Below are 22,430 nucleotides of genomic sequence, written 5' to 3'. Positions count from 1 at the left end.
TCATCGCATCATCGCATCGATACAAGAACAGCATGAAGAACATCGACCTCAAGATCCTCGACCCGCGCATGCGCGACCTGCTGCCGGCCTACGGCACGCCCGGCAGCGCCGGCCTCGACCTGCGCGCCTGCATCGATGCGCCGCTGGTCATCGAGCCTGGCCAGACGGTGCTGGTGCCGACCGGCCTGGCGATCCATATCGGCGACCCCGGCTATGCCGCCATGATCCTGCCGCGTAGCGGGCTCGGCCATAAGAGCGGCATCGTTCTCGGCAATCTGGTAGGCTTGATCGACTCCGACTACCAGGGCCAGCTGATGGTATCGACCTGGAACCGTGGCCACGCCACCTTCACCCTGCAAGCGATGGACCGCCTGGCCCAGCTCGTGATCGTGCCGGTGCTGCAGGTCGGCTTCAACATCGTGGAAGAGTTCGCGTCGAGCGAACGCGGCGCCGGAGGCTTCGGCAGCACCGGCAAACAATAACGAACAAGGAGGACCATGTCCCGCATCCGCATCCATCTGCGTCCGTATTTCCGCTCCGCCGCGCTGTGCATCGCCGCCGCGGCGCTGCTGTCGGCCTGCGCCAGCCAGGGCCCCGTCCAGCCGGGCCAGCAGCTCCCGCCAGGACAGACCGCGCCGCAGACGCCGCCGGTGACGCCGGAGATGACGGCGGCGGCCGAGACCCTGACCCAGATGGCGGCCCTGCACGACCGCCTGTACAAGGTCGCGGCGCCGCTCCTGATCGATAACGCGGAACTGTGCACGCGCCACGCGCGCAACCTGCTCGGCTTCACCGCCAAGAACCGGTATTCGTATTCGGGCCAGTACAACGAGGCCGCCTACCGCGTGCTGGGCATGGGCGAAGTGCTGCAGGTGACCAATGTGCTGGTCGGCAGCGGTGCCGCCAAGGCCGGGCTGCGCCAGGGCGACCTGCTGCTGGCGGCGGGCGCCAAGCCGCTGCCGCCTGGTCCCGATGCGCTGAAGCAGGCCGGCGCCATCTTCTCGCCGATCGTCGCGAAACAGGCGGCGCTGCCGCTGACGGTCGAGCGCGACGGCCAGCAGCGCAGCCTGAACGTCCCGGTCACCCGTGCCTGCGGCTACAGCATCGAACTGGGCAACGCCGACAATGTCAACGCCTATGCCGACGGCCAGCGCATCCTGGTCACGCGCGGCATGATGGGCGTGACCGAGAACGACACCGAACTGGCCTACGTGCTGGCGCACACAATGGCGCACAACATGCTCGGCCACGCGGCCAGCCAGCGCAATGCCGGCACCATTGGCAGCATCATCGACAACCTGAACAGCATCGTGCCGGATACCTCGATGCTGATCGGCAGCGGCGGCATCAAGGCAATGCCGGCCGGGCTCGACGCCGGCGCCGAGCGGCTCGCGGTGTACCTGCTGGCGCGCGCCGACTACCGCCTCGACGGCCTGGCCGCGTTCTGGAAGCGCTTCGCGGCGGCCTATCCAGCCACGGTGCTGAACGGACATACCGCCAACCACCCGGCGCTGGCGCAGCGCCTGGGCGCCATCGACAAGGCGGTAGCCGAGGTCAAGGCGAAGAAAGCGGACAAGAAGCCGCTCACGCCCTGAAGGCGCACCTGGCGCCTGGCATCGCGGACGCTGCGTGCGTCCGCTTTTCTTTGGCCGCGTCCCTTCGCTCGGGACCATCCGGCACGCTGCGCGCGTTTTTTGTATCATTGCCATCTCTTACCCACTGCGCGCGCCCATGGACAGCATCGACCTCGACGTACTGAAATCCTGCGAGGCCTGGCTTGCCGCCGGCCGCCGCTGCCAGCTGGTCACCGTGACCAAGACCTGGGGCTCGAGTCCGCGTCCGGTCGGCGCCACGCTCGCCATCTGCGAGGACGGCAGCGTGGCCGGCTCGGTCTCCGGCGGCTGCATCGAGGACGACCTGATCGCGCGCGTGCGCGGGCACGGCATCGCGGCGCGCCTGCCCGAGATCCTCAGCTACGGCATCAGCGCCGACGAGGCGCACCGCTTCGGCCTGCCCTGCGGCGGCACCATCGAGCTGGTGCTCGAGACCCTGACCCCGGACAGCCGCATCGGCGAGCTCCTGGCGCGCCTGCAGGCGGGCGAACTGGTGGAGCGGCGCCTGGCACTAGCCAGCGGCGCGGTCAGCCTGGCGCGCGCCGCCGCCGGCGCCGTGCAACGCATCGAACCGGAACACGGCGGCGTGCTGGCGACCATCCACGGCCCGCGCTGGCGCCTGTTCATCATCGGCGCCGGGCCGCTGTCGCGCTTCCTGGCGCAGGTGGCGGGCGGCATGGACTACCGCGTCACCGTGTGCGATCCGCGCGAGGAATACCGCAGCGGCTGGAACCTGGCAGGCGTGGAACTGGTACACGCCATGCCGGACGACCTGGTGATCGAGGCGCGCCTCGACCCGCGCAGCGCGGTCGTCGCCCTCACCCACGATCCCAAGCTGGACGACCTGGCGCTGATGGAGGCGCTCAAGTCCGACGCCTTCTATGTCGGCGCGATCGGCTCGCGCCTGAATAACGAACGGCGCCGCGAGCGCCTCAGGCTGTTCGACCTCGGCGAGGCCCAACTGGCGCGCCTGCATGCGCCGATCGGCATCTACATCGGCAGCCGCACGCCGGCCGAGATCGCGATTTCCATCATGGCCGAGATGACGGCCGTGAAAAACGGGGTGCCGGCGCGCCTGCTGGTGCCCCATGCCGCCGCCCCGCAAGCCGCCAGTACCGCGTCCTGCCTGCTCCCGGTCCCGGGTACGGCTGCATGCGCTACCTGAGTGCCAACGCAAAAAACGGATGGCGCGCCGCGCGCCGCGGCCCCAGCATGCTGACTTTATCCCTGGCAGTCCACGATGAACACCATTAACATGCTGCGCCTGGTGGCGCTGGCCGCCATCTGGGGCGGCTCCTTCCTGTTCATGCGCATCGCCGCGCCCGTGCTCGGCCCGGCCGTGCTGATCGAGTACCGGGTGCTGTTCGCGGCCCTGTTCCTGGCCGCCGTCGCCTGGCTCATGCGCCGCCGCAAAGGCGGTGCCGGCGCCGCGCCGCTCGACCTGCGCCAGCACTGGAAGCACTACCTGATGCTGGGCTTCTTCAATTCCGCGCTGCCCTTCCTGCTGTTCGCGTTTGCCGCGCGCACCCTGTCGGCCTCGGTGCTGTCGGTGCTGAACGCCACCGCCCCGATGTTTGGCGCGCTGGTCGGCGCGGTGTGGGCGCGCCAGGGGGTGTCGGCGCGCACCGGCCTCGGCCTGGTGCTGGGCACGGCCGGCGTGGCCCTGCTGGTCGGCTTCGACCATGTGTCGGAACGCCCCGGCGCGGCCCTCGCGATCGGCGCGGCGCTGGTGGCGGCCTTTTGCTACAGCATCGCCAGCCAGTACGCCAAGTCGGCCAGGGCGGTGCCGCCCTTCGCCAACGCGCACGGCTCGATGTGGGCGGCAACGCTGTTCGTGCTCCCGGCCCTGCCCTTCTTTCCGGCGCCGGGCGAGCCGACGGCCGGGATCTGGGCCGCCGTGCTGGCGCTGGGCGTGCTCTGCAGCGGCATCGCCTACATCCTCTATTTCAAGCTGATCGAGGAAGTCGGCACGACGTCGGCGCTCACGGTGACCTTCCTGAACCCGATGTTCGGCATCCTGTGGGGCGCCATCTTCCTGCATGAGGTGGTCGGCTGGCACACGCTGCTCGGATCCGGCATCGTGCTGGTCGGGACCGCGCTGGTGACCGGCTTCGTGCCTTCCTTCCTGCGCGCGCCGGCGGCGCGCGCCAAGTAGATGCGGTCCGACCTGGTCCTCGCGCTGCCGCAGGGCTACCGCACCGAGGACGTGCTCGCCTTCCACGGACGGGATGGGGAAGGCATCGCGGAACAGGCGAGCCCGGAGGGCTTGCGCAAGGGCGTGCTGCTGGACGGCACACCGGTCGTGCTGGAAGCGCGCTTCGGCGACCAAGTGGCCCACTGCAGCGTGGATGCGGATGGCGACGCGGGTCCGGCATTGCTGGCCCAGGCACGCGAAGCGCTGCTGAACATCCTCGGCCTGCGCATCGACCCGGCCGACTTCCTCGCCCTGGTACGCGACGATCCCGTGCTCGGCCCGGTGGCGGCGCGCCACCCCGGCCTGCGCATCGTGCAGTCGGCCACCATCTTCGAAGCGCTGACCTGGGCCATCATCGGCCAGCAGATCAACCTGCCCTTCGCCATCTCGCTGCGCCGCAGCTTCATCGTCCTGGCCGGACGCCGGCATCCAGGCGGCCTGTGGTGCTACCCGGAAGCGGCCGACGTGGCCCGGCTTACACTGGAAGATCTGACGAGCAGAAAATTTTCTCGCGCCAAGGCGGACACCTTGCTGCGCCTGGCACGCCTGGTTGCCGACGGCAGCCTGGTCCTCGCACCCGAGCGGCCGGTGGAGGAACTGGTGCGCGAACTGCTCGCCATCAAGGGCATCGGGCCATGGACAGTCAATTACACGCTGCTGCGTGGCTATGCCTATCCGGATTGTTCGCTGGAAGGGGATGTGGCGGTGCGCACGGCCCTGCACAGGCTGCTCGGCGGCCCGGCCCGGCCGGACATCCCGACCGCGCAGCGCCTGCTGGCGACCTATGCGCCGCAGCGCACGATGGCGGCGGCCTACCTGTGGGCCAGCCTGGCCGACGCCTGAGGCATCAGTGCCGGCGCGGCGCGATCCCGAACTGGCGCGCGCCGTCACCGGCGAAGCGGATCAGTGCCGGTAGCGGCGCGATGGCCAGGTTGTCGCGCCGGTAGCGCCCGCCGAGCGCGCTGGGAATCCTGAGGCAATAGCTGCGCCCTTGCGGCAGCGGACCGAGAACGGTTTCGGCCAGGCGCACGACTTCCGGCATGTACCAGTCGTTCAGGAACGCCTGGTCATAGGCCAGGGCATCGAAGGCGGCGCGGCTGGCGGCCACCGGTTCGCAGCACAGGTCCTGCGGACGCAGGCGCCAGTAGGACCCTCCGTCGTCGCGCAGGATCAGGTTGCCGAAGGCGTTCGCACCCAGGACCTCGACCGCGTACAGGCCGGCCCAGCCCCATGCTTCGTTAATGTCGTCGATGTCGATCATGGATCAGCCCCATACCGTGGCTGCGGCTGCGGCTGCGCCGGCCATCATCCCTGGGACCGGCATGGCGCGGCAGGATTCCGTGCGGATGCAGCGGGCTTGCGCTGGCTCGCGCTGGCTCATTACTGCGGCGCAAACGAAAAAGCCGCTGATCCTGCTGGATCAACGGCTTCGTATTCTGGTTGCGGGGACAGGATTTGAACCTGTGACCTTCGGGTTATGAGCCCGACGAGCTGCCAGACTGCTCCACCCCGCGTCTGATGGAATGAATTATACGCGCAAACGCCTCATTAGGCAAATCCAATCCTTCCTGAACGGGCGATTGCAGAAAGGCGGGGCTCATCGACGATCGCATGCGGCATGCGCGGCGGACGGCATAGGGCGGGAAAATCAGTGTAAAGTAAGCACAATCTCAATCTGCTGCTGACCTATGAAATTCTGTTCCGAGTGCGCCCATCCGGTCGCCCTGGCGATTCCCGAAGGCGACAACCGGCCGCGTTACGTCTGCCCGCACTGCCACACCATCCACTACCAGAATCCGAAACTGGTGATCGGCTCGATTCCCGTCTGGGAGCATGACGGCAAGCTGCAGGTGCTGCTGTGCAAGCGCGCGATCGAGCCGCGCCATGGCTACTGGACACTGCCCGCCGGCTTCATGGAAAACGAGGAAACCACCGATCAGGCCGCGGTGCGCGAAACGGAAGAAGAAGCTGGCGCCGACGTCGAACTGGGCAAGCTGTTCACCCTGCTGAACGTGGCCCACGTGCACCAGGTCCATCTGTTCTACCTGGCCCGCCTGCGCAGCCTCGACTTCGCCCCGGGCGAGGAAAGCCTCGACGTGCAGCTGTTTACCCAGGACAGCATTCCCTGGGACGACCTGGCCTTCCCCACCGTGCGCACCACGCTGGAACTGTTCTTCGCCGACCGCGCCAGGGTGCGCGAGGGCGGCAGCTATGGCTTCCATAGCCGCGACATCGTGCGCCCGATGCTGGCGCCGCGCGAACCGGACTGACCCAGACACCGCCATGATTCCCTGGCTCGAGCCGACTTCGCCCTTTCCCGACGTGTCCGAGGCGCTGACGGCCGACGCGCCCGGCCTGCTCGCGGCCGGCGCCGACCTGTCGCCGCAGCGCCTGCTGCTCGCCTACCAGAACGGTATCTTTCCCTGGTTTTCCGAAGGCCAGCCCATCCTGTGGTGGAGCACCGACCCGCGCATGGTGCTCGAGACCGCGCACTTCAAGCTCAGCAACAGCCTGCGCAAGACGCTGCGCCGCGTCGAGCGCAGCCGGCACGAGGGCGGCCCGTGGGAAGTGCGCTTCGACAGCGCCTTCGAGGACGTGATGCGGGCCTGCGCGGCGCCGCGCCGCGATGGGCCGGGCACCTGGATCTCGGAAGACATCATCGCCGGCTACACCGGCCTGCACGCGATGGGTTATGCCCATTCGTCCGAACTGTGGCACGACGGCGAACTGGTGGGTGGCGCCTATGGCGTGTGCATCGGCCGCATGTTCTACGGCGAATCGATGTTCGCGCGGGTGGCGGACGCGTCCAAGGTGGCGCTGGCCTACCTGGTGGCCTTCCTGCGCAGCCATGGGGTACGCATGATCGACTGCCAGCAGGAGACCGGACACCTGGCATCGCTGGGCGCCGCCCCGATCCCGCGCAGCGCCTTCCTGGCGCACCTGCGCCAGGCCATCCGCGAGCCGGCCATCACCCGCTGGGAACCGGTGGCGCCGCTGGCCTGACACGGTTGGCTGGCTAACGGTGGCGCGCATCCGAATTCGCTAAAATAGGTTCACCACGTCGTCTCGAGAGTCCTTGCATGACGCACTTAAATGACCTGCCCTTCGCAACGCTGCAGTTCTACACGACGGCGCCCTACCCTTGCAGCTACCTCGATGCGCGCCAGGCCAGGTCGCAGGTCGCCACGCCTTCGCACCTGATCAATGCCGACGTGTATTCCGAACTGGTGCGCAGCGGCTTTCGCCGTAGCGGCATCTTCACCTACCGCCCGTATTGCGACGGCTGCCAGGCCTGCATCCCGGTGCGGGTGAAATGCGAGGATTTCGCGCCCAACCGTACCCAGCGCCGCGCCTGGAAGCGCCATGGCAGCCTGGTGGCGATGGTGGCCAACCTGGCCTTCTCGGACGAGCACTACGCGCTCTACCTGCGCTACCAGACCACCCGCCACGTGGGCGGCGGCATGGACCAGGACAGCCGCGACCAGTATGCCCAGTTCCTGCTGCAGAGCCGGGTGAACACCCGCCTGGTCGAGTTCCGCGAACCCGACGGCACCCTGCGCATGGTGTCGATCATCGACGTGCTGTCCGACGGCCTGTCCTCGGTCTACACCTTCTTCGACCCGGACCTGCCCGGCGCCTCGTTCGGCACCTACAACGTGATGTGGCAGGTGGGCCAGGCGCGCGAGCTCGGCCTGCAGTACGTCTACCTCGGCTACTGGATCGCGCAGAGCCCGAAGATGGCCTACAAGATCAACTTCCGTCCGCTGGAAGCGCGCATCAAGGGCGTCTGGAGCGTGCTGGAGGCGTGAAGGCCAGGCCAGGGGCCCGTCTTCGACTCTGTTGCCCGACCCTGTAGAATGGCGGGAATCACCACCATGAGTCCCCCATGTCCGACATCCTGTATTCCCTTGCCCGTCCGCTGCTGTTCTCGCTCGATGCCGAGCAGGCGCACAACCTGACCCTGCCGCTGCTGCGCCGCGCCGCGGCACTCGGCCTGACCAGACTCGGCGGCAAGCCGGCGCCGGACCCGCGTACGGTCATGGGCATCCGCTTCCCCAACCCGGTCGGCCTGGCTGCCGGCCTCGACAAGGACGGCGCCTATATCGACGGCCTGGCTTCGCTGGGCTTCGGCTCGATCGAGATCGGCACCGTGACCCCGCGCCCTCAGGGCGGCAATCCGAAGCCGCGCATCTTCCGCCTGCCGCAGGCGCAGGGCATCATCAACCGCATGGGTTTCAACAATGGCGGCGTGGACGCGTTCGTGGGCAACGTGCAGGCTTCCCGTTTCTACCAGGAGAAAGCGGGCGTGCTCGGCCTGAACATCGGCAAGAACGCCGACACCCCGATCGAGCGCGCCGCCGACGACTACCTGCACTGCCTGCGCAAGGTCTACCCATACGCCAGCTACGTGACGGTCAACATCTCCTCGCCCAACACCAAGAACCTGCGCCAGTTGCAGGGCGAATCCGAACTCGATGCCCTGCTGTCGCAGCTGAAGGACGCGCAGCTGCGGCTGGCGGACCAGCACAAGCGCTATGTGCCGGTGGCGCTGAAGATCGCCCCCGACATCGACGCCGAGCAGGTGCGCAACATCGCCGGCGCCCTGCTGCGCCACAAGATCGACGGCGTGATCGCCACCAATACCACGCTCAGCCGCACAGCGGTACAGGGCATGCGCCATGGCGAGGAAGCCGGGGGCCTGTCGGGCGCGCCGGTGTTCGAACTGTCGAACACGGTGATCCGTTTATTGAAAAGCGAGCTGGGCGACGCGCTGCCGATCATCGGCGTGGGCGGCATCCTGCGCGGCGAGGATGCGCGTGCCAAGATCGCGGCCGGGGCGCAGCTGGTGCAACTCTACACCGGCTTCATCTACGCCGGCCCGGCGCTGGTGCGCGACTGCGCGGCCGCGCTGCGGCAAGCCTGACGGAAACGGAATAACGGGAGGACGGCATGGAACGCAGGCAGCTGGGACAAACCGATCTGATGGTGTCGCCGATCTGCCTCGGCACCATGACCTTCGGCGAGCAGAACACCGAAGCGCAGGCCCATAGCCAGCTCGACTACGCACTCGAGCGCGGCATCAACTTCATCGATACCGCCGAGATGTATCCGGTGATGGCGCGTCCCGACACCCAGGGACTGACCGAGCGCTACATCGGCAGCTGGCTCAGGAAGACCGGACGGCGCCGCGACATCGTGCTGGCAACCAAGATCGCGGGACCGAACAAGATGATGCCGTGGATCCGCGGGGCCAACCACAACCTCGACGCGGTGAACATCCGCGCCGCCGTCGAGGACAGCCTGCGCCGCCTGCACACCGATTACATCGACCTGTACCAGATCCACTGGCCGAGCCGCAACCTGCCCATTTTCGGGGCCAACAGCTTCGATCCGGATGCCGAGCGGCCGGCGGTGCCGATCGCGGAAACCCTGGGCGCGCTGGACGAGCTGGTGCGCGCCGGGACGATCCGCCACATTGGCGTGTCGAACGAAAGCACGTGGGGACTGTGCCAGTACATCAAGCGTTCCGAGCAGCACGGACTGCCGCGCATCGCCACCGTGCAGAACCTGTACAACCTGACGGCGCGCCTGTTCGAGACCAGCCTGATGGACGAGGCCTGCTACCGCGAAGGCATCAGCCTGCTGGCCTACAGCCCGCTGGCCTTCGGCCAGCTCAGCGCCAAGTACCTGGACGACCCGCAGGCGCGCGGACGGCTGACGGTCTTTCCGAAGAACTGGAGTCCGCGCTATGTGCGCCCAAGCGTGCTGGCCGCCACCGCCGAGTACGCGGCCCTGGCGCGCGCGCATGGATTGACACCGGCGCAGATGGCGCTGGCCTGGTGCTACTCGCGCCGCTTCGTGGCCTCGACCATCATCGGCGCGACCAGCCTGGCGCAGCTGGAGGAAAACATCGACGCGGGCGAGCTGGTGCTGCCGCCTGCCGTCCTGGCCGGGATCGACGAGATCCACGCCCGCTACACCAACGTCGGGCAGTGAACGGCTTTTACTCCTCGGCCTGCAGTGCCCGTTCGATGTCCGCCCGCGTGCAACCCTGGGCGAAGCGCTCGATGAAGTGATAGGCGTAGGCGCGCAGGTAGGCGCCGCGCCGCACCGCCAGGCGCGTCACGTTGGGCGCGAACAGGTGCGAGGCTTCGATCGCCCGCATGCCCTTGTCGCGGCCGTGATCAAACGCCATCGAGGCCACGATGCCCACCCCCATCCCGAGCGCGACGTACTGCTTGATCACGTCCGAGTCCATCGCCGTGAGCACGATGTCAGGTGCCAGCCCTGCTTCCACGAAGGCCGCATCGATGTGGCTGCGCCCCGTGAAGCCGACGTCGTAGGTGATCAGGGGATGCTCGGCCAGGTCTTCCAGGCGCAGCGGCTGGCGCGACGAAAAGATCGGATGCCCTTCCGGCGCCACCACCAGGTGGCTCCAGCGGTAGCAGGGAAAGGACACCAGGTCGGGAAAGGCCGTCAGGCCCTCGGTCGCGATGCCGATGTCGGCCCTGCCCGACAAGACCCACTCCGCGATGTGTTCCGGCGCGCTTTGCTGCAGGGCGATGCGCACGCCGGGAAAGGCGTTGCGGAAGGACTGCACCACCTGCGGCAGCGCGTAACGCGCCTGGGTATGGGTCACGGCCACCGTCAGCGTGCCGCTATCCTGGGCCGCGAATTCGGCGCTGGCCTGCTGCAGGTTCTCGGCTTCCACCAGCAGCTTCTCGACGATCCTGAGGATGTCCTTGCCGGGCGGCGTCAGGCCGGTCAGGCGCTTGCCGTTGCGCTCGAAGATCACGACCCCGAGCTCGTCCTCGAGTTCGCGGATCTGGCGCGACACCCCCGGCTGCGAGGTGAACAGGGCGTTGGCCACCTCGGTCAGGTTGAAGTCGCGGCGCGCCGTCTCGCGCACCGAGCGCAGCTGCTGGAAGTTCATATGCCCTCGCCCGCGTCGACGAACACTTCGATGCGGCGTGGCTTGAGCACCAGCGTGTCGCCTTCGCGAAAGCCATGGCGCGCGAACAGCTCGTTCGGCATCACCGCCTCGACCAGCTGCTGGTTGTCGGCCCGTTCCAGGTCGAGCTGGGCCAGCGGGCCGATCGCATGGGCGCGGCGCAGCCTGGCCACCACGCCGTCCTGCTCGCCGGTACCCGGCACGTAGCGCTCGACGTCGAGCTCGTGCGGACGCACGTAGCCGATGCCTTCGCCATTGCGCACGCCGCTGTGCTGGGGCGCCTGGAAGCGCACGTCGCCGCTGGCCAGCACGCCTTCGTGCACGCGGCCGTGGAACAGGTTGACGTTGCCCAGGAAGCCGTAGACAAAAGGCGACGCCGGCTTGTTGTACACCTCGCCTGGCGCGCCGAGCTGCTCGACGCGACCCTTGTTCATCAGGACCACCTGGTCGGCCACTTCCAGCGCCTCTTCCTGGTCGTGGGTGACGAAGATCGAGGTCACGTGCAGCTCGTCGTGCAGGCGGCGCAGCCAGCGCCGCAGTTCCTTGCGCACCTTGGCGTCGAGCGCGCCGAAGGGTTCGTCGAGCAGCAGCACACGCGGCTCGACGGCCAGCGCGCGCGCCAGGGCGATGCGCTGGCGCTGGCCGCCCGACAGTTGCGGCGGATAGCGGTCGGCGATCCAGTCGAGCTGCACCAGTTCGAGCAATTGCCGCACCTTGTCGCGGATCTGCTGTTCGGACGGGCGTTCGCGGCGCGGCTTCACGCGCAGGCCGAAGGCCACGTTCTCGAACACGGTCATGTGCTTGAACAGGGCGTAGTGCTGGAACACGAAGCCGACCTGGCGCTCGCGCACGTGGCGGTGCGACGCGTCCTCGCCGTCGAGCAGGACGGCGCCCGAATCGGGGTGTTCCAGGCCGGCGATCACCCGCAGCAGGGTGGTCTTGCCGCAGCCGGAAGGACCCAGCAGCGCGGTCAGCTGGCCGTCGGGGAACTGCAGCGAGACGTCGTCGAGCGCGGTGAACTGGCCGAACTGCTTGCGGATGTGTTGGACTTCGATCGTCATGTTCAGGCTTCCTTCTGTCGTTCTTCGGCGGCCGCCCTGCGTACCTGGTGCAGGCGCCATTCGATCAGGCTCTTCACCACCAGCGTCACCAGCGCGAGCAGCGCCAGCAGCGATGCGATCGCGAACGCGGCCGTGAAGTTGTATTCGTTATAGAGGATCTCGACCTGCAGCGGCATGGTATTGGTTTCGCCACGAATATGGCCCGAGACCACCGACACCGCGCCGAACTCGCCCATCGCACGCGCATTGCAAAGGATGACGCCGTACAGCAGGCCCCATTTGATGTTCGGAAGCGTCACCCGGAAGAAGGTCGACCAGCCGGAGGCGCCCAGCACCAGCGCCGCCTCTTCCTCCTCGGTGCCCTGCTGCTGCATCAGCGGAATCAGCTCGCGCGCCACGAACGGGAAGGTGATGAACACGGTGGCCAGCACGATGCCCGGCACGGCGAACAGGATCTTGATGTCGTGCTCGGCGAGCCAGGCGCCGAACCAGCCCTGGGCGCCGAACAGCAGCACGTAGATCAGGCCGGCGATCACGGGCGAGACCGAGAACGGCAGGTCGATCAGGGTCAGCAGGAAGCTCTTGCCGCGGAACTCGAACTTGGCGATGGCCCAGGCGGCGGCGACGCCGAACACGAGGTTGAGCGGCACCGAGATGCCGGCCGCGATCAGGGTCAGCTTGATGGCGGCCAGCGCATCCGGGTCGCGGATCGATTCCAGGTAGGTGTCCCAGCCCTTCTTCAGCGCCTCGGCGAACACGGCCGCCAGCGGCACGAACAGGAACAGGGCCAGGAAGCCGAGTGCGACCGCGATCAACAGGTAGCGCACCCAGTCCGGCTCGAGCACATTGGTGCGCGGGCGGCGGGCGGGCGCGGCGGCGCGCGGCGCGGGCTTGATGTGGTCGAGGACGGCGCTCATGCCTTGCGTCCTCCCTTGCCGGCGCGCTTGCGGGTCCAGGCCTGCAGCAGGTTGATGGTCAGCAGCAGGATGAAGGAGATGATCAGCATCACCACCGCGATCGCCGTGGCGCCCGCATAGTCGTACTGTTCCAGCTTGGTGATGATGAACAGCGGCGTGATCTCGGACACCATCGGCAGGTTGCCGGCGATGAAGATGACGGAACCGTATTCGCCGGTGGCGCGCGCGAAGGCCAGCGCGAAGCCGGTCAGGAGGGCCGGCACGATGGCCGGCAGCACCACCCGCCAGAAGGTCTGCAGCGGGGAGGCGCCCAGGCTGGCGGCGGCTTCTTCCAGCTCGCGCTCGGCTTCCTCCAGCACCGGCTGCACCGTGCGCACGACAAACGGCAGGCCGATGAAGGTCAGCGCCACCAGCACCCCCAGCGGGGTGAAGGCCACCTTGATGCCAAGCTTGGCCAGCTGCTCGCCGATCAGGCCGTTGTGCGAATACAGGGCGGTGAGCGTGATGCCGGCCACCGCCGTGGGCAGGGCGAATGGCAGGTCGACCAGGGCGTCGACGATGCGCTTGCCGGGGAAGTTGTAGCGCACCAGCACCCAGGCCACGATGCCGCCAAAGATCACGTTGACGAAGGCGGCCAGCAGCGAGGCGCCAAAGCTGAGCTTGTAGGATGCGACCACGCGCTCGGACGTGACGGCGGTCCAGAACGCGTCCCAGCTCATCGTGAAGGTCTTCAGGAAGACCGCCGAGAGCGGGATCAGCACGATCAGCGCAAGGTAGAAAATCGTGAAACCGAGCGAAATCCCGAAACCTGGGATGACGCGGCCGGGAGAGGTCTGCATGGGCGCCCTTATTACAAATTCTTCTAACGGGCTGCCATGTTCTCACGCACTTCGTATATTACAAACGAAGCATTCCTCATTTGCATAGACACGAACCGCTATTAAGCGAACGCAATCAGAGCACCAGCTTGGCCGCCACCCCGGTCAGCGTGGTGGCCAGCAAGGCCCGCAGCAAGCGCTCCGGCACCTTGCGCGCCGCCATTGCGCCGAGCGTGATGCCGGGCACCGAACCGATGAGCAGGGTCAGCAGCAATGCCGGGTCGATCGAGCCCAGCCACCAGTGGCCAAGCGCGGCGATTGCCGTGAGCGGCACGGCATAGGCGATGTCGGTGCCCGCCACCTCGGCCGTGCTCAGGTGGGGATACAGCAGCACCAGCAGCGTGGCGCCGATCGCGCCGGCCCCGATCGAGGACACGGTGACGAGCAGGCCAAGCACGGCTCCCGCGGCGACGGTGGCGGCGGCAAGCGTGCTGCCCCGCAGCTGGCGCGCCGGATGCGCGCCGATCCAGGCCAGCAGGCGGCCCCGGAACAGCAGCGCGAGCACGGTCAGCATGACGGACACGGCGATCGAATAACGGATCAGCCCCCCGATCTCCTCGTCCAGGCCGCCGAAATACTTCAAGGCCAACGTTGCCGCCAGCGCGGCCGGCAAGGCGCCCAGGCAAAGTCGGCCGACGATCGGCCATTGCACGGTGCGGTTGAAGCGGTGGGTGATGGTACCGACGCCCTTGGTGATGGAAGCGAAGGCCAGGTCGGTGCCGACCGCCACCGCGGGGGAGACGCCGAACAGCAAGGTCAGCAGCGGCGTCATCAGCGAGCCGCCGCCGACCCCGGTCATGCCGACCAGCAGGCCGACTGCGAAACCCGCGAAGATATACGTTGTGGACATGCCCTCCCCCCTGGTTGATGGCACAGGGTAAGGTGGCTCGGCAGCCAGGCAAACAACCCGTTTCTTATTTGCTTATGCGGGTGCCGGAACAGAGCGCGGCTGGACGGCGCAAGCGTCCAGCCGCGGGACGCAAGCCAGGCTTACTTGTTCGGCTGCGGGGTCAGGCGCAGGTAGGGTCGCGGGGCCTGGTAGCCCTTCGGGTACTTCTGCGCGATCACGGCCGGGTCCTGCACCGTGAGCGGGATGATGACGTCGTCGCCGTCCTTCCAGTTGCCGGGCGTGGCCACGGTATAGCCGTCGGTCAGCTGCAGGGCGTCGATCACGCGCAGCACTTCGTCGAAGTTGCGGCCGGTGCTCATCGGGTAGGTGATCATCAGGCGCACCTTCTTGGCCGGGTCGATCACGAACAGCGAGCGCACGGTGGCGGTGGCCGAGGCTTCCGGGTGGATCATGTCGTACAGCGTGGAGACCGATTTGTCGGCATCGGCAATGATCGGGAAGCCGACCACGGTCTGCTGGGTTTCCTCGATGTCCTTGATCCATTCACGGTGCTGGTCGGCCGGGTCGACCGACAGTGCGATCGCCTTGACATTGCGCTTGTCGAATTCGGGCTTGAGCTTGGCGGTCAGCCCCAGCTCGGTCGTGCAGACCGGGGTGAAGTCGGCCGGGTGCGAGAACAGCACCACCCACGCATCGCCCGCCCACTCGTGGAAGCGGATCTTGCCGATGCTGGAGTCCTGCTCGAAGTCGGGGGCGGTATCGCCGAGGCGTAAGCTCATTGTCATTTCTCCATGGTGATCGAAAGAAGACATAGTCTACGAGAGAGCGGCGGCCACACCAAGGACAGCTTTGTTATTTGCTTCTACAGCAATGGCGATGAAGCGTGGCCGTCAAAAGAAGCGGTTGTACAGCACCACGGCCCAGGTCGCCAGAGCCAGCAGCAGGCTCAGGGCGACGGCCGCGCTGCCCATGTCCTTGGCTACCTTGGACAGCGGATGGCGCTCCAGTGAAATACGGTCGACCACGGCTTCGATCGCGGAATTGACGATCTCCACGATCAGCACCAGCACCAGCACGCCGACCAGGACCAGTTTCTGGAAGCTCGACACCGGCAACAGCAGCGCCACCACCGTGGCGATGGCAATGCCGACGACTTCCTGCCGGAACGCGGCTTCGCTGCGCCAGGCCCAGGCCAGGCCATCACGGGTATTGCGGCAGGCCGCCAGGAGGCGGGCGATGCCGCGCTTGGTCTTGAACTCGCTGATCGGGTCTTGCATGGCATTGGGCGAAATTGAGATAGCTAATTATGCCTGTCTGACAAGACCTTGCACACCATAAAACCTTCGGATTGCATGGGCGTTTCACATCATGGTATAAAGATAGGCATACTGCACCGCACCAAACACATCATGAAAATGGAAACCCCAGCATTGGCAGTACCGGCGCCCGCCAAGACGTCGATCCAGGTGATCGAACGCATGATGGCGCTGCTCGATGCCCTGGCCAATTATGCCGATCCGGTCAGCCTGAAGGAATTGTCCAGGGTATCGGGCCTGCATCCATCCACCGCCCACCGCATCCTGAACGACATGGTGGCCACGCGCTTCGTCGACCGGGTGGAACCGGGCACCTACCGCCTTGGCATGCGCCTGCTGGAACTGGGCAATGTGGTGAAGAGCCGGCTGTCGGTACGCGAAGCGGCGCTCGACTTCATGCGCGCGTTGCACCGCAAGACCCAGCAGACGGTGAACCTGTCGGTGCGCCAGGGCGACGAGATCGTGTACATCGACCGCGCCTATTCCGAACGCTCGGGGATGCAGGTGGTGCGCGCGATCGGGGGCCGGGCGCCGCTGCACCTGACCTCGACCGGCAAGCTGTTCCTGTCGATCGACGACAGCAAGGCGATCCGCGCCTACGCCACCCGTACCGGCCTGGCAGGCCACAACAAGAATTCGATCACCGACCTGGCGCGCTTCGAGCGCGAGCTGAGCCTGGTGCGCGCGCGCGGCTATGCGCGCGACAACGAAGAACTGGAACTGGGCGTGCGCTGCATGGCCGCCGGCATCTTCGACGACAGCGGCAAACTGGTGGCCGGCCTGTCGATCTCGGCCCCGGCCGACCGCCTGCAGGAAGAATGGCTGGAAGACCTGGTGCAGACTGCCGCCAGCATCTCGGCGACGCTGGGCTATCGCCCTTCCCCGGCGGCCTGAGCCGCTCCGCCACGGTCAATGCAGCGCAGGCACCGTGGCGCTGGCGCTGTTCAGGGTCGGCAGTTCGCGGGCACCGACGGAACCCGGCGCCAGCACGTCGAACCTGCCCGGCGCGAGCGCTTCGAGGAAACGGCGCACCCGGCCGGCGTCGGCAGTACGCGACATCTTCCCTTTTGAATCCAGGAACACCATGATCACGTTGCGGCCGTGGATGGCCGCCTGCATCACGAGGCAGCGCCCCGCTTCGTTGATGAAGCCGGTCTTCTGCAGGCCGATGTTCCAGTCTGGCAGCGCCACCAGGTAGTTGGTGTTCGCATAGCGCATCGGCCGGCCGCTCGCCTTCACGACCGAATTCGGGGTAGTGGAATATTCGCGCAGCAGCGGTTCGCGGTAGGCCACGGCGACCAGGCGCGCCAGGTCGCGCGCGCTCGACACGTTGCGGCTCGACAGGCCGCTCGAATCGACGTAGCGGGTATCGCGCATGCCCAGTTCCTGGGCCTTGGCGTTCATCGCGGCGACAAAGGCGCCGATTCCGCCCGGGTAGTTGCGCCCGAGGGCGGATGCCGCGCGGTTTTCCGAACTCATCAGGGCGATATGCAGCAGTTCGCGCCGCGTCATGCGGGTGCCTACCGGCAGGCGCGAACTGGAATACTTGTGGCGGTCGACATCGGCATCGGTGATGCGCAGGACTTCATCCAGGTCCTGCCCCGCCTGCACGACCACGAGGCCGGTCATGAGCTTGGTGATCGACGCGATCGGCAGCGGGATGCTGGAATTCTTTTCAAACAGTACTTCAGAGCTGTTCTGGTCGAGCACGAAGGCCACGTTCGAGCGCAGCGACAGCGGATCGGGGGTGCGCCGCAGGCCGGCCACATCGCCCAGGCTGCGCGGATCGGCGAGCGCGGCCGCGGCGGCGCCAGCGGCGGCAGGGGCCGCGCGGCGCACCACCTGGTAGGTGACCTTGCGCTTGCCGCGCACGACTTCAACCCGGCGCACGATGCGCTGGCGCTGGTCCCTGGCGCTGGCCTGGTCCTGGCGCTTGGCGCGCGCCGCCTTGCGCGCCTTGCCCGGCGTGGCCCGGCGCTGCACCTTCTTGACGGCTTTCTTCTTGCCGGTCTTGGCTTCGGCGCCGGCGCCCGTGCCCGTACCGGCGCCAGTGCCCGTACCTGCGCCGGCCGCCTGGGCCGGCGGGAGCGCAAGCGACAGCGCAACGATCGCAGCCAATACAAGTTTGAACATCTGTAAACCCTTCGACGCAAACTGATGAGGTACAGATGCAGTTTAGCGGAACGACGTCTGATGGCAAGCAAAAGTTCGATTCCGTGCGGCATCGCCGTGCGGGGAACAAATCCTTGCCAATCAGGTATTTACTCGCCGATTTATTCCCTGAAATACGCAAAATTGCCGACCGGTTCGCGCTCGGTTAGCAGCGTATTCTCGACCTTGCCAGGATCGGCCCAGCCGAGCGCCATGCCGCATACCACCATCTCATTGTCCGGCAAGGCAAGCTGGCGTGCAATCACGCGATGGTATTGTGTGAAGGCGGCCTGCGGACAGGTGTCGAGCCCGCGCGCACGCGCGGCCACCATGATGTTCTGCAGGAACATGCCATAGTCGAGCCAGGAGCCCTGCTCCAGGATGCGGTCGATGGTGAAGATCAGGCCGACCGGCGCATCGAAGAAGCGGTAGTTGCGCGCGTGCTGGGCCGCCATGCCGGCCTTGTTCTCGCGCGTCAGGCCCAGTAGCGCGTACAGGTCCCAGCCTACCTTGCGGCGCCGGTCGATGAAGGGAGATACCCACTCGCGCGGGTAGTACGCGTATTCCTCGGTATGCTGGCGCGCCTGTTCCGGGTCGGCATTCACCGCCAGGATCGCCGCGCTCAGGTCTTCGCGCGCCTGTCCCGTCAGCACATGGACTTTCCACGGCTGGGTATTGGTGCCGGACGGCGCGCGCGCGGCCACCTCGAGGATGCGCTCGATGTCCTCGCGCGCGACCGGCTGCGGCAGGAAAGCGCGGACCGAGCGGCGCGACATGATGGCCGCATCGACGGCTTCCTGCTGGGGGCTGGTGATCATGGATTCTCCTTGAGGCGTGATGTTTGATCTGGCTTGGCGAAAAGGCAAGCGGCTAGTCTAGCACGGCCTATTTCAAATTCTCATCCCAATGGAAGAGCTAAATTTCTTGCAATCAATGCATTCAAGAAATTTATGCACAGTTGATGGTGCATCGCATCAAATTCGCTTGACTCACCCTGGAACTTGGTTGAAAATTCGCCCTGTTGCGGTGCACAAAAAAGAGTTTCGTCGATTCCGACGCTAGAAATCTGCCTCACCGGTCCAAGCAACATTCATCCACAGAACGTTTTGCATTTTGGAGATCCACATGTTTGCAATTCCTGAGCAGTTCTCGAACGCCACCAAAGCCAACCTCGAATCCCAGTTCGCCCTGATGTCCTCGCTGACCGCGAAGACCTTCGAAAGCATGGAAAAGCTCGTCGAGCTGAACATCAGCACTGCGCGCAGCACCCTGGAAGAGTCGTCGAACGTCGCCCGCCAGCTACTGAGCGCCAAGGATCCGCAGGAATTCTTCTCGGTGACCGCGTCGCAGGCCCAGCCAAGCGCCGAAAAGGCCCTGTCGTATAGCCGCCAGCTGGCCACCATCGCCACCGGCACCGGCGCCGAGTTCTCGAAGGCCGCCGAAACCCAGATCGTCGAAACCAACCGCAAGGTCATCGCCCTGGTCGACGAAGTGAGCAAGAATGCCCCGGCCGGTTCGGAAACCTTCGTTGCCGCCGTCAAGACCGTGATCAGCAATGCCAACGCCGGTTACGAGCAGTTCAGCAAGACCAGCAAGCAGGCTGCCGAAGCGATTGAAAACAACGTCAACGCAGCGGTGAGCCAGTTTTCGGCGACTGCTCGCAAGGCTGCCGCGCCGCAGACGGCTGCCGCCTAAGCTGCGTCTGGTGAAATGAACAAAGCCGGGACGGCGACGTCCCGGCTTTTTATTTGGCGCGCCCGTGGTCAACCCGGCCGCTCATTCACCCAGGTAGGCGGCCCGCACCCGGGGATCGTCCAGCATCCCGGCCGCATCGCCGGTCATGGTAAGACTTCCCGATTCCATCACGTAGGCGCGGTGCGCCGCCTGCAGCGCCAGCTTGGCGTTCTGCTCCACCAGCAGGATCGTGATGCCCTGCCGCGACACGTCGCGGATCACCTCGAAGATCTTCTCGACCATGATCGGCGACAGGCCCATCGAGGGCTCGTCCAGCAGCAGCAGGGTCGGATGGCACATCAGTGCGCGCGCCATCGCCAGCATCTGCTGCTCGCCGCCCGAGAGCGTGCCGGCCAGCTGGCCTGCCCTTTCCTTCAGGCGCGGGAACACCGTGAACCACTGCTCGATGTCTTGCGCAATGCCCGCCTTGTCGGTGCGCGTGTAGGCGCCCATCATGAGGTTCTCGTGGATCGTCATGCGGGTGAACACGCCGCGCCCTTCCGGCACCATGGCCAGCTTGCGCTGCACCATGCGGAACGAGGCCGTGCCCCGTAATGGCTGGCCCAGGTAGCGGATCTCGCCTTCCACCTTGCAGGGTGGCAGGGTGCCGGTGATGGCCTTCAGCGTGGTGGTCTTGCCGGCGCCGTTGGCGCCGATCAGGGTCACCAGCTCGCCCCGGTTCACTTCCAGGTCGAGTCCCTTGACGGCCTTGATGCCGCCGTAGGCCACCTTCAGCCCGGCGATGCTCAGGATGTTCTCGCTCATGGCCCCACTCATGCGTGTGCTCCCCCGAGGTAGGCTTTGATCACGGCCGGGTTCTTCTGGATCTCGCCGGGTGTGCCCTCGGCGATCTGCTTGCCATATTCGAGCACCGTGATGCGGTCGCACAGGCCCATCATCAGCTTGACGTCGTGCTCGATCAGCAGCACGGTCTTGCCCTCGGCCTTGATTTTCACGAGCAGCTCGCGCAGGGCCAGCTTCTCGGTGGCGTTCATGCCGGCCGCCGGCTCGTCCAGCGCCAGCAGCAGCGGGTCGGTGGCCAGCGCGCGCGCGATCTCCAGGCGGCGCTGGTCGCCATACGACAGGAACTTCGCCGTGCGCTGGGCATGGGCGCCGATGCCGACGAAGTCCAGCAGCTCCTGGGCACGGCGGCGGATCGCCGCTTCCTCCTCGCGCGCCGCGCGGTGGCGCAGCACGGCGCCGAGCAGGCCCTGGCGGGTGCGCACGTGGCGCCCGACCATCACGTTCTCCAGCGCGCTCATTTCGCCGAACAGGCGGATGTTCTGGAACGTGCGCGCGATGCCGGCCCTGGCCACCTCGTGCGGCGCCGAGGGCGAATACGGCTTGCCGGCCAGCGCGAAGCTGCCGCTGTCCGGCTGGTACAGGCCCGTGATCACGTTGAAGAAAGTGGTCTTGCCGGCGCCGTTCGGGCCGATCAGCCCATAGATCTGGCCGCGCTCGATGCAGATGCCGACATCGGTCAGCGCCTGCAGGCCGCCGAAACGCTTGTTCACGCCGGCGATGTTCAGCAGCGTCTCGCTCATGCGCCCGCCTCCTGTTCTTCCTCGCGCGCGATGGCCGCGTTCGGGCGCTCTTCCCGGTTCGGCGACGGCCACAGGCCGGCCGGGTTGAGCAGCATGATCAGGACCAGGGCCAGGCCGTACAGCAGCTGGCGCAGCACCTCGGCCTCGACCAGCACCGTGCCGAACAGCGCCTGCTGGGCCGGCTCCACTACATGGCGCAGCACTTCCGGCAGCGCCGCCAGCAGCACGCCGCCGAGCACCACGCCGGGGATGTGGCCGATCCCGCCCAGCACCACCATCGCCAGCACCGCGATCGATTCGGTGAGCGAGAACGATTCCGGCGACACGAAGCCCTGGAAGGCGCCGAACATGGCGCCGGCCACGCCACCGAACGACGCGCCGATCGCGAAGGCCAGCAGCTTGACGTTGCGGGTGTTGATGCCCATGGCCTTGGCCGCGATCTCGTCCTCGCGGATCGCGACCCAGGCGCGGCCCAGGCGCGAGTGCTGCAGGCGGCTGGTGATAAAGATGGTGGCGATGGTCAGCAGCAGGAACAGGAAATAATAGGCGTTCACCGAAGGCATGCTGAAACCCGCCACCTGCACCGTGGCCTGCGACCCGGTCTCCCCCGCCAGCGACACACCGAACACGCGGATCGGGTCGATCATGTTGATCCCCTGCGGCCCGTTGGTGAAGTTGATCGGATCGTTCAGGTTGTTCATGAAGATGCGGATGATCTCGCCGAAGCCGAGCGTGACGATGGCGAGGTAGTCGCCGCGCAGCTTGAGGGTCGGCGCGCCCAGCAGCGCACCGCACAGGGCCGCGGCCAGCGCCGCCAGCGGCACGATCGCCCAGACCGACAGGTGGATGCCGTTCTGCTGGATCTCGGGACCGAAGAAGGCGACCAGGGCCTCGCCCAGGGCCGGCGAATAGTAGATGACCGATTCCAGCAGCGCCGCGAACTGGGGCGAAGAGAACAGGCCGACCAGGTAGGCGCCCACCGCGAAGAAGGCGATATAGCCCAGGTCGAGCAGGCCGGCGAAGCCGACCACGATGTTCAGGCCCAGCGCCAGCATGATGTAGAGCAGCGCGATGTCGATGATGCGCACCCAGGAGTTGCCGAACTGGGAGGCCACAAAAGGGAAGACCACCATCACGACCAGCACGGCCGCCATGCTGGCGTAGGCCTGGCGCGGTTTGTGCTGGACGTCGAATGTCAGGAGGGCCATGTGCGTATCCTC

Annotated in this window: 25 protein-coding genes and 1 tRNA gene; 12 read left to right on the top strand and 14 right to left on the bottom strand. The window is 66.7% G+C overall.

Going from position 1 to position 22,430, the window contains the following annotated elements:
- Nucleotides 1–32 precede the first annotated feature (32 nt).
- From dut to LE190_RS01350, 5 genes are all read left to right on the top strand, one after another.
- Nucleotides 33–482 carry a dUTP diphosphatase gene (gene dut / locus LE190_RS01370; RefSeq protein ID WP_224947896.1) on the top strand — a complete coding sequence of 150 codons (450 nt, stop codon included), beginning with the start codon at nucleotides 33–35 and terminating at the stop codon, nucleotides 480–482.
- 15 nt (nucleotides 483–497) lie between these two features.
- Complete coding sequence (locus LE190_RS01365; protein ID WP_225237036.1) at nucleotides 498–1,595, top strand: M48 family metallopeptidase; 1,098 nt, start codon at nucleotides 498–500, stop codon at nucleotides 1,593–1,595.
- Between the two features lie 136 nt (nucleotides 1,596–1,731).
- The gene (locus LE190_RS01360) at nucleotides 1,732–2,778 is read left to right on the top strand and encodes an XdhC family protein (RefSeq protein ID WP_225237035.1); all 1,047 of its coding nucleotides are present in this window, start codon (nucleotides 1,732–1,734) and stop codon (nucleotides 2,776–2,778) included.
- A gap of 75 nt (nucleotides 2,779–2,853) precedes the next feature.
- Entirely contained in the window at nucleotides 2,854–3,768 is a 915-nt protein-coding gene (locus tag LE190_RS01355) for a DMT family transporter (RefSeq protein ID WP_225237034.1), read from the top strand.
- Nucleotides 3,769–4,650, top strand: a complete 882-nt coding sequence (locus tag LE190_RS01350) for a DNA-3-methyladenine glycosylase family protein (RefSeq protein WP_225237033.1) — start codon at nucleotides 3,769–3,771, stop codon at nucleotides 4,648–4,650.
- A gap of 4 nt (nucleotides 4,651–4,654) precedes the next feature.
- On the opposite strand, the gene LE190_RS01345 is transcribed toward LE190_RS01350, so the two are convergent.
- Both LE190_RS01345 and LE190_RS01340 read right to left on the bottom strand, forming a co-directional pair.
- The gene (locus LE190_RS01345) at nucleotides 4,655–5,068 is read right to left on the bottom strand and encodes a T6SS immunity protein Tdi1 domain-containing protein (RefSeq protein WP_225237032.1); all 414 of its coding nucleotides are present in this window, start codon (nucleotides 5,066–5,068) and stop codon (nucleotides 4,655–4,657) included.
- Between the two features lie 176 nt (nucleotides 5,069–5,244).
- Nucleotides 5,245–5,321, bottom strand: a tRNA-Met gene (locus tag LE190_RS01340).
- 174 nt (nucleotides 5,322–5,495) lie between these two features.
- Here LE190_RS01340 and LE190_RS01335 point away from each other — a divergent pair.
- The 5 genes from LE190_RS01335 to LE190_RS01315 all read left to right on the top strand — a co-directional run bounded on the left by LE190_RS01335 (nucleotide 5,496) and on the right by LE190_RS01315 (nucleotide 9,804).
- Nucleotides 5,496–6,077 (top strand): NUDIX hydrolase, encoded by a 582-nt coding sequence (locus tag LE190_RS01335; RefSeq protein WP_225237031.1) that lies wholly within the window; start codon nucleotides 5,496–5,498, stop codon nucleotides 6,075–6,077.
- A 13-nt stretch (nucleotides 6,078–6,090) separates the two neighbouring features.
- Complete coding sequence (gene aat, locus LE190_RS01330; protein ID WP_224947167.1) at nucleotides 6,091–6,810, top strand: leucyl/phenylalanyl-tRNA--protein transferase; 720 nt, start codon at nucleotides 6,091–6,093, stop codon at nucleotides 6,808–6,810.
- 77 nt (nucleotides 6,811–6,887) lie between these two features.
- On the top strand, nucleotides 6,888–7,616 hold the full coding sequence (locus LE190_RS01325; RefSeq protein ID WP_224947168.1) for an arginyltransferase: 729 nt from the start codon (nucleotides 6,888–6,890) through the stop codon (nucleotides 7,614–7,616).
- Between the two features lie 77 nt (nucleotides 7,617–7,693).
- Nucleotides 7,694–8,731, top strand: coding sequence for a quinone-dependent dihydroorotate dehydrogenase (locus tag LE190_RS01320; RefSeq protein ID WP_225237030.1), 1,038 nt, complete (start codon nucleotides 7,694–7,696; stop codon nucleotides 8,729–8,731).
- Between the two features lie 26 nt (nucleotides 8,732–8,757).
- Nucleotides 8,758–9,804 (top strand): aldo/keto reductase, encoded by a 1,047-nt coding sequence (locus tag LE190_RS01315; protein WP_225237029.1) that lies wholly within the window; start codon nucleotides 8,758–8,760, stop codon nucleotides 9,802–9,804.
- Between the two features lie 7 nt (nucleotides 9,805–9,811).
- On the opposite strand, the gene LE190_RS01310 is transcribed toward LE190_RS01315, so the two are convergent.
- The 7 genes from LE190_RS01310 to LE190_RS01280 all read right to left on the bottom strand — a co-directional run bounded on the left by LE190_RS01310 (nucleotide 9,812) and on the right by LE190_RS01280 (nucleotide 15,742).
- Complete coding sequence (locus tag LE190_RS01310) at nucleotides 9,812–10,741, bottom strand: CysB family HTH-type transcriptional regulator (protein ID WP_225237028.1); 930 nt, start codon at nucleotides 10,739–10,741, stop codon at nucleotides 9,812–9,814.
- The gene (locus tag LE190_RS01305) at nucleotides 10,738–11,820 is read right to left on the bottom strand and encodes a sulfate/molybdate ABC transporter ATP-binding protein (protein ID WP_225237027.1); all 1,083 of its coding nucleotides are present in this window, start codon (nucleotides 11,818–11,820) and stop codon (nucleotides 10,738–10,740) included. The genes LE190_RS01310 and LE190_RS01305 overlap by 4 nt, the downstream gene beginning before the upstream one ends.
- Nucleotides 11,821–11,822: 2 nt before the next feature.
- Nucleotides 11,823–12,737 (bottom strand): sulfate ABC transporter permease subunit CysW, encoded by a 915-nt coding sequence (gene cysW / locus LE190_RS01300; protein ID WP_225237026.1) that lies wholly within the window; start codon nucleotides 12,735–12,737, stop codon nucleotides 11,823–11,825.
- Entirely contained in the window at nucleotides 12,734–13,576 is an 843-nt protein-coding gene (gene cysT / locus LE190_RS01295) for a sulfate ABC transporter permease subunit CysT (protein WP_224947174.1), read from the bottom strand. The genes cysW and cysT overlap by 4 nt, the downstream gene beginning before the upstream one ends.
- Nucleotides 13,577–13,691: 115 nt before the next feature.
- Nucleotides 13,692–14,465, bottom strand: coding sequence for a sulfite exporter TauE/SafE family protein (locus LE190_RS01290; RefSeq protein ID WP_225237025.1), 774 nt, complete (start codon nucleotides 14,463–14,465; stop codon nucleotides 13,692–13,694).
- Nucleotides 14,466–14,605: 140 nt separating this feature from the next.
- A complete protein-coding gene (locus LE190_RS01285; protein ID WP_225237024.1) occupies nucleotides 14,606–15,244 on the bottom strand; it encodes a peroxiredoxin in 639 nt (212 codons plus the stop codon).
- A 111-nt stretch (nucleotides 15,245–15,355) separates the two neighbouring features.
- Nucleotides 15,356–15,742, bottom strand: a complete 387-nt coding sequence (locus LE190_RS01280; RefSeq protein WP_224947177.1) for a diacylglycerol kinase — start codon at nucleotides 15,740–15,742, stop codon at nucleotides 15,356–15,358.
- A 132-nt stretch (nucleotides 15,743–15,874) separates the two neighbouring features.
- Between LE190_RS01280 and LE190_RS01275 the strand changes: the two genes are divergently transcribed.
- Entirely contained in the window at nucleotides 15,875–16,675 is an 801-nt protein-coding gene (locus LE190_RS01275; protein WP_225237023.1) for an IclR family transcriptional regulator, read from the top strand.
- A 15-nt stretch (nucleotides 16,676–16,690) separates the two neighbouring features.
- Here LE190_RS01275 and LE190_RS01270 read toward each other — a convergent pair whose 3' ends face one another.
- Nucleotides 16,691–17,914 carry a serine hydrolase gene (locus LE190_RS01270; RefSeq protein WP_225237022.1) on the bottom strand — a complete coding sequence of 408 codons (1,224 nt, stop codon included), beginning with the start codon at nucleotides 17,912–17,914 and terminating at the stop codon, nucleotides 16,691–16,693.
- A gap of 140 nt (nucleotides 17,915–18,054) precedes the next feature.
- Complete coding sequence (locus LE190_RS01265) at nucleotides 18,055–18,750, bottom strand: nitroreductase (protein WP_225237021.1); 696 nt, start codon at nucleotides 18,748–18,750, stop codon at nucleotides 18,055–18,057.
- A 307-nt stretch (nucleotides 18,751–19,057) separates the two neighbouring features.
- Between LE190_RS01265 and phaP the strand changes: the two genes are divergently transcribed.
- Nucleotides 19,058–19,627, top strand: a complete 570-nt coding sequence (gene phaP / locus LE190_RS01260) for a TIGR01841 family phasin (protein WP_225237020.1) — start codon at nucleotides 19,058–19,060, stop codon at nucleotides 19,625–19,627.
- Nucleotides 19,628–19,708: 81 nt separating this feature from the next.
- On the opposite strand, the gene LE190_RS01255 is transcribed toward phaP, so the two are convergent.
- From LE190_RS01255 to LE190_RS01245, 3 genes are read right to left on the bottom strand one after another with little or no spacing between them, the layout of a single operon-like run.
- Nucleotides 19,709–20,431: an ABC transporter ATP-binding protein gene (locus LE190_RS01255; protein ID WP_225237019.1), complete on the bottom strand. Its 723-nt coding sequence runs from the start codon at nucleotides 20,429–20,431 to the stop codon at nucleotides 19,709–19,711.
- Between the two features lie 8 nt (nucleotides 20,432–20,439).
- The gene (locus LE190_RS01250) at nucleotides 20,440–21,210 is read right to left on the bottom strand and encodes an ABC transporter ATP-binding protein (protein WP_225237018.1); all 771 of its coding nucleotides are present in this window, start codon (nucleotides 21,208–21,210) and stop codon (nucleotides 20,440–20,442) included.
- Nucleotides 21,207–22,418 (bottom strand): ABC transporter permease subunit, encoded by a 1,212-nt coding sequence (locus tag LE190_RS01245; protein WP_225237017.1) that lies wholly within the window; start codon nucleotides 22,416–22,418, stop codon nucleotides 21,207–21,209. The genes LE190_RS01250 and LE190_RS01245 overlap by 4 nt, the downstream gene beginning before the upstream one ends.
- Nucleotides 22,419–22,430 lie beyond the last annotated feature (12 nt).

Source organism: Massilia hydrophila (genome assembly GCF_020208145.1).
Taxonomy (GTDB): Bacteria; Pseudomonadota; Gammaproteobacteria; order Burkholderiales; family Burkholderiaceae_D; genus Telluria; species Telluria hydrophila.
The sequence above is the reverse complement of the archived record's forward strand: the minus strand, read 5'-3'. Positions and strand labels throughout refer to the sequence as shown.

Bases quoted from the DNA above. Each gene is read 5' to 3' on its own strand.
- dut (WP_224947896.1), top strand. From the start codon at position 33: ATGAAGAACATCGACCTCAAGATCCTCGACCCGCGCATGCGCGACCTG.
- LE190_RS01365 (WP_225237036.1), top strand. From the start codon at position 498: ATGTCCCGCATCCGCATCCATCTGCGTCCGTATTTCCGCTCCGCCGCG.
- LE190_RS01360 (WP_225237035.1), top strand. From the start codon at position 1,732: ATGGACAGCATCGACCTCGACGTACTGAAATCCTGCGAGGCCTGGCTT.
- LE190_RS01355 (WP_225237034.1), top strand. From the start codon at position 2,854: ATGAACACCATTAACATGCTGCGCCTGGTGGCGCTGGCCGCCATCTGG.
- LE190_RS01350 (WP_225237033.1), top strand. From the start codon at position 3,769: ATGCGGTCCGACCTGGTCCTCGCGCTGCCGCAGGGCTACCGCACCGAG.
- LE190_RS01345 (WP_225237032.1), bottom strand. From the start codon at position 5,068: ATGATCGACATCGACGACATTAACGAAGCATGGGGCTGGGCCGGCCTG.
- LE190_RS01335 (WP_225237031.1), top strand. From the start codon at position 5,496: ATGAAATTCTGTTCCGAGTGCGCCCATCCGGTCGCCCTGGCGATTCCC.
- aat (WP_224947167.1), top strand. From the start codon at position 6,091: ATGATTCCCTGGCTCGAGCCGACTTCGCCCTTTCCCGACGTGTCCGAG.
- LE190_RS01325 (WP_224947168.1), top strand. From the start codon at position 6,888: ATGACGCACTTAAATGACCTGCCCTTCGCAACGCTGCAGTTCTACACG.
- LE190_RS01320 (WP_225237030.1), top strand. From the start codon at position 7,694: ATGTCCGACATCCTGTATTCCCTTGCCCGTCCGCTGCTGTTCTCGCTC.
- LE190_RS01315 (WP_225237029.1), top strand. From the start codon at position 8,758: ATGGAACGCAGGCAGCTGGGACAAACCGATCTGATGGTGTCGCCGATC.
- LE190_RS01310 (WP_225237028.1), bottom strand. From the start codon at position 10,741: ATGAACTTCCAGCAGCTGCGCTCGGTGCGCGAGACGGCGCGCCGCGAC.
- LE190_RS01305 (WP_225237027.1), bottom strand. From the start codon at position 11,820: ATGACGATCGAAGTCCAACACATCCGCAAGCAGTTCGGCCAGTTCACC.
- cysW (WP_225237026.1), bottom strand. From the start codon at position 12,737: ATGAGCGCCGTCCTCGACCACATCAAGCCCGCGCCGCGCGCCGCCGCG.
- cysT (WP_224947174.1), bottom strand. From the start codon at position 13,576: ATGCAGACCTCTCCCGGCCGCGTCATCCCAGGTTTCGGGATTTCGCTC.
- LE190_RS01290 (WP_225237025.1), bottom strand. From the start codon at position 14,465: ATGTCCACAACGTATATCTTCGCGGGTTTCGCAGTCGGCCTGCTGGTC.
- LE190_RS01285 (WP_225237024.1), bottom strand. From the start codon at position 15,244: ATGAGCTTACGCCTCGGCGATACCGCCCCCGACTTCGAGCAGGACTCC.
- LE190_RS01280 (WP_224947177.1), bottom strand. From the start codon at position 15,742: ATGCAAGACCCGATCAGCGAGTTCAAGACCAAGCGCGGCATCGCCCGC.
- LE190_RS01275 (WP_225237023.1), top strand. From the start codon at position 15,875: ATGAAAATGGAAACCCCAGCATTGGCAGTACCGGCGCCCGCCAAGACG.
- LE190_RS01270 (WP_225237022.1), bottom strand. From the start codon at position 17,914: ATGTTCAAACTTGTATTGGCTGCGATCGTTGCGCTGTCGCTTGCGCTC.
- LE190_RS01265 (WP_225237021.1), bottom strand. From the start codon at position 18,750: ATGATCACCAGCCCCCAGCAGGAAGCCGTCGATGCGGCCATCATGTCG.
- phaP (WP_225237020.1), top strand. From the start codon at position 19,058: ATGTTTGCAATTCCTGAGCAGTTCTCGAACGCCACCAAAGCCAACCTC.
- LE190_RS01255 (WP_225237019.1), bottom strand. From the start codon at position 20,431: ATGAGCGAGAACATCCTGAGCATCGCCGGGCTGAAGGTGGCCTACGGC.
- LE190_RS01250 (WP_225237018.1), bottom strand. From the start codon at position 21,210: ATGAGCGAGACGCTGCTGAACATCGCCGGCGTGAACAAGCGTTTCGGC.
- LE190_RS01245 (WP_225237017.1), bottom strand. From the start codon at position 22,418: ATGGCCCTCCTGACATTCGACGTCCAGCACAAACCGCGCCAGGCCTAC.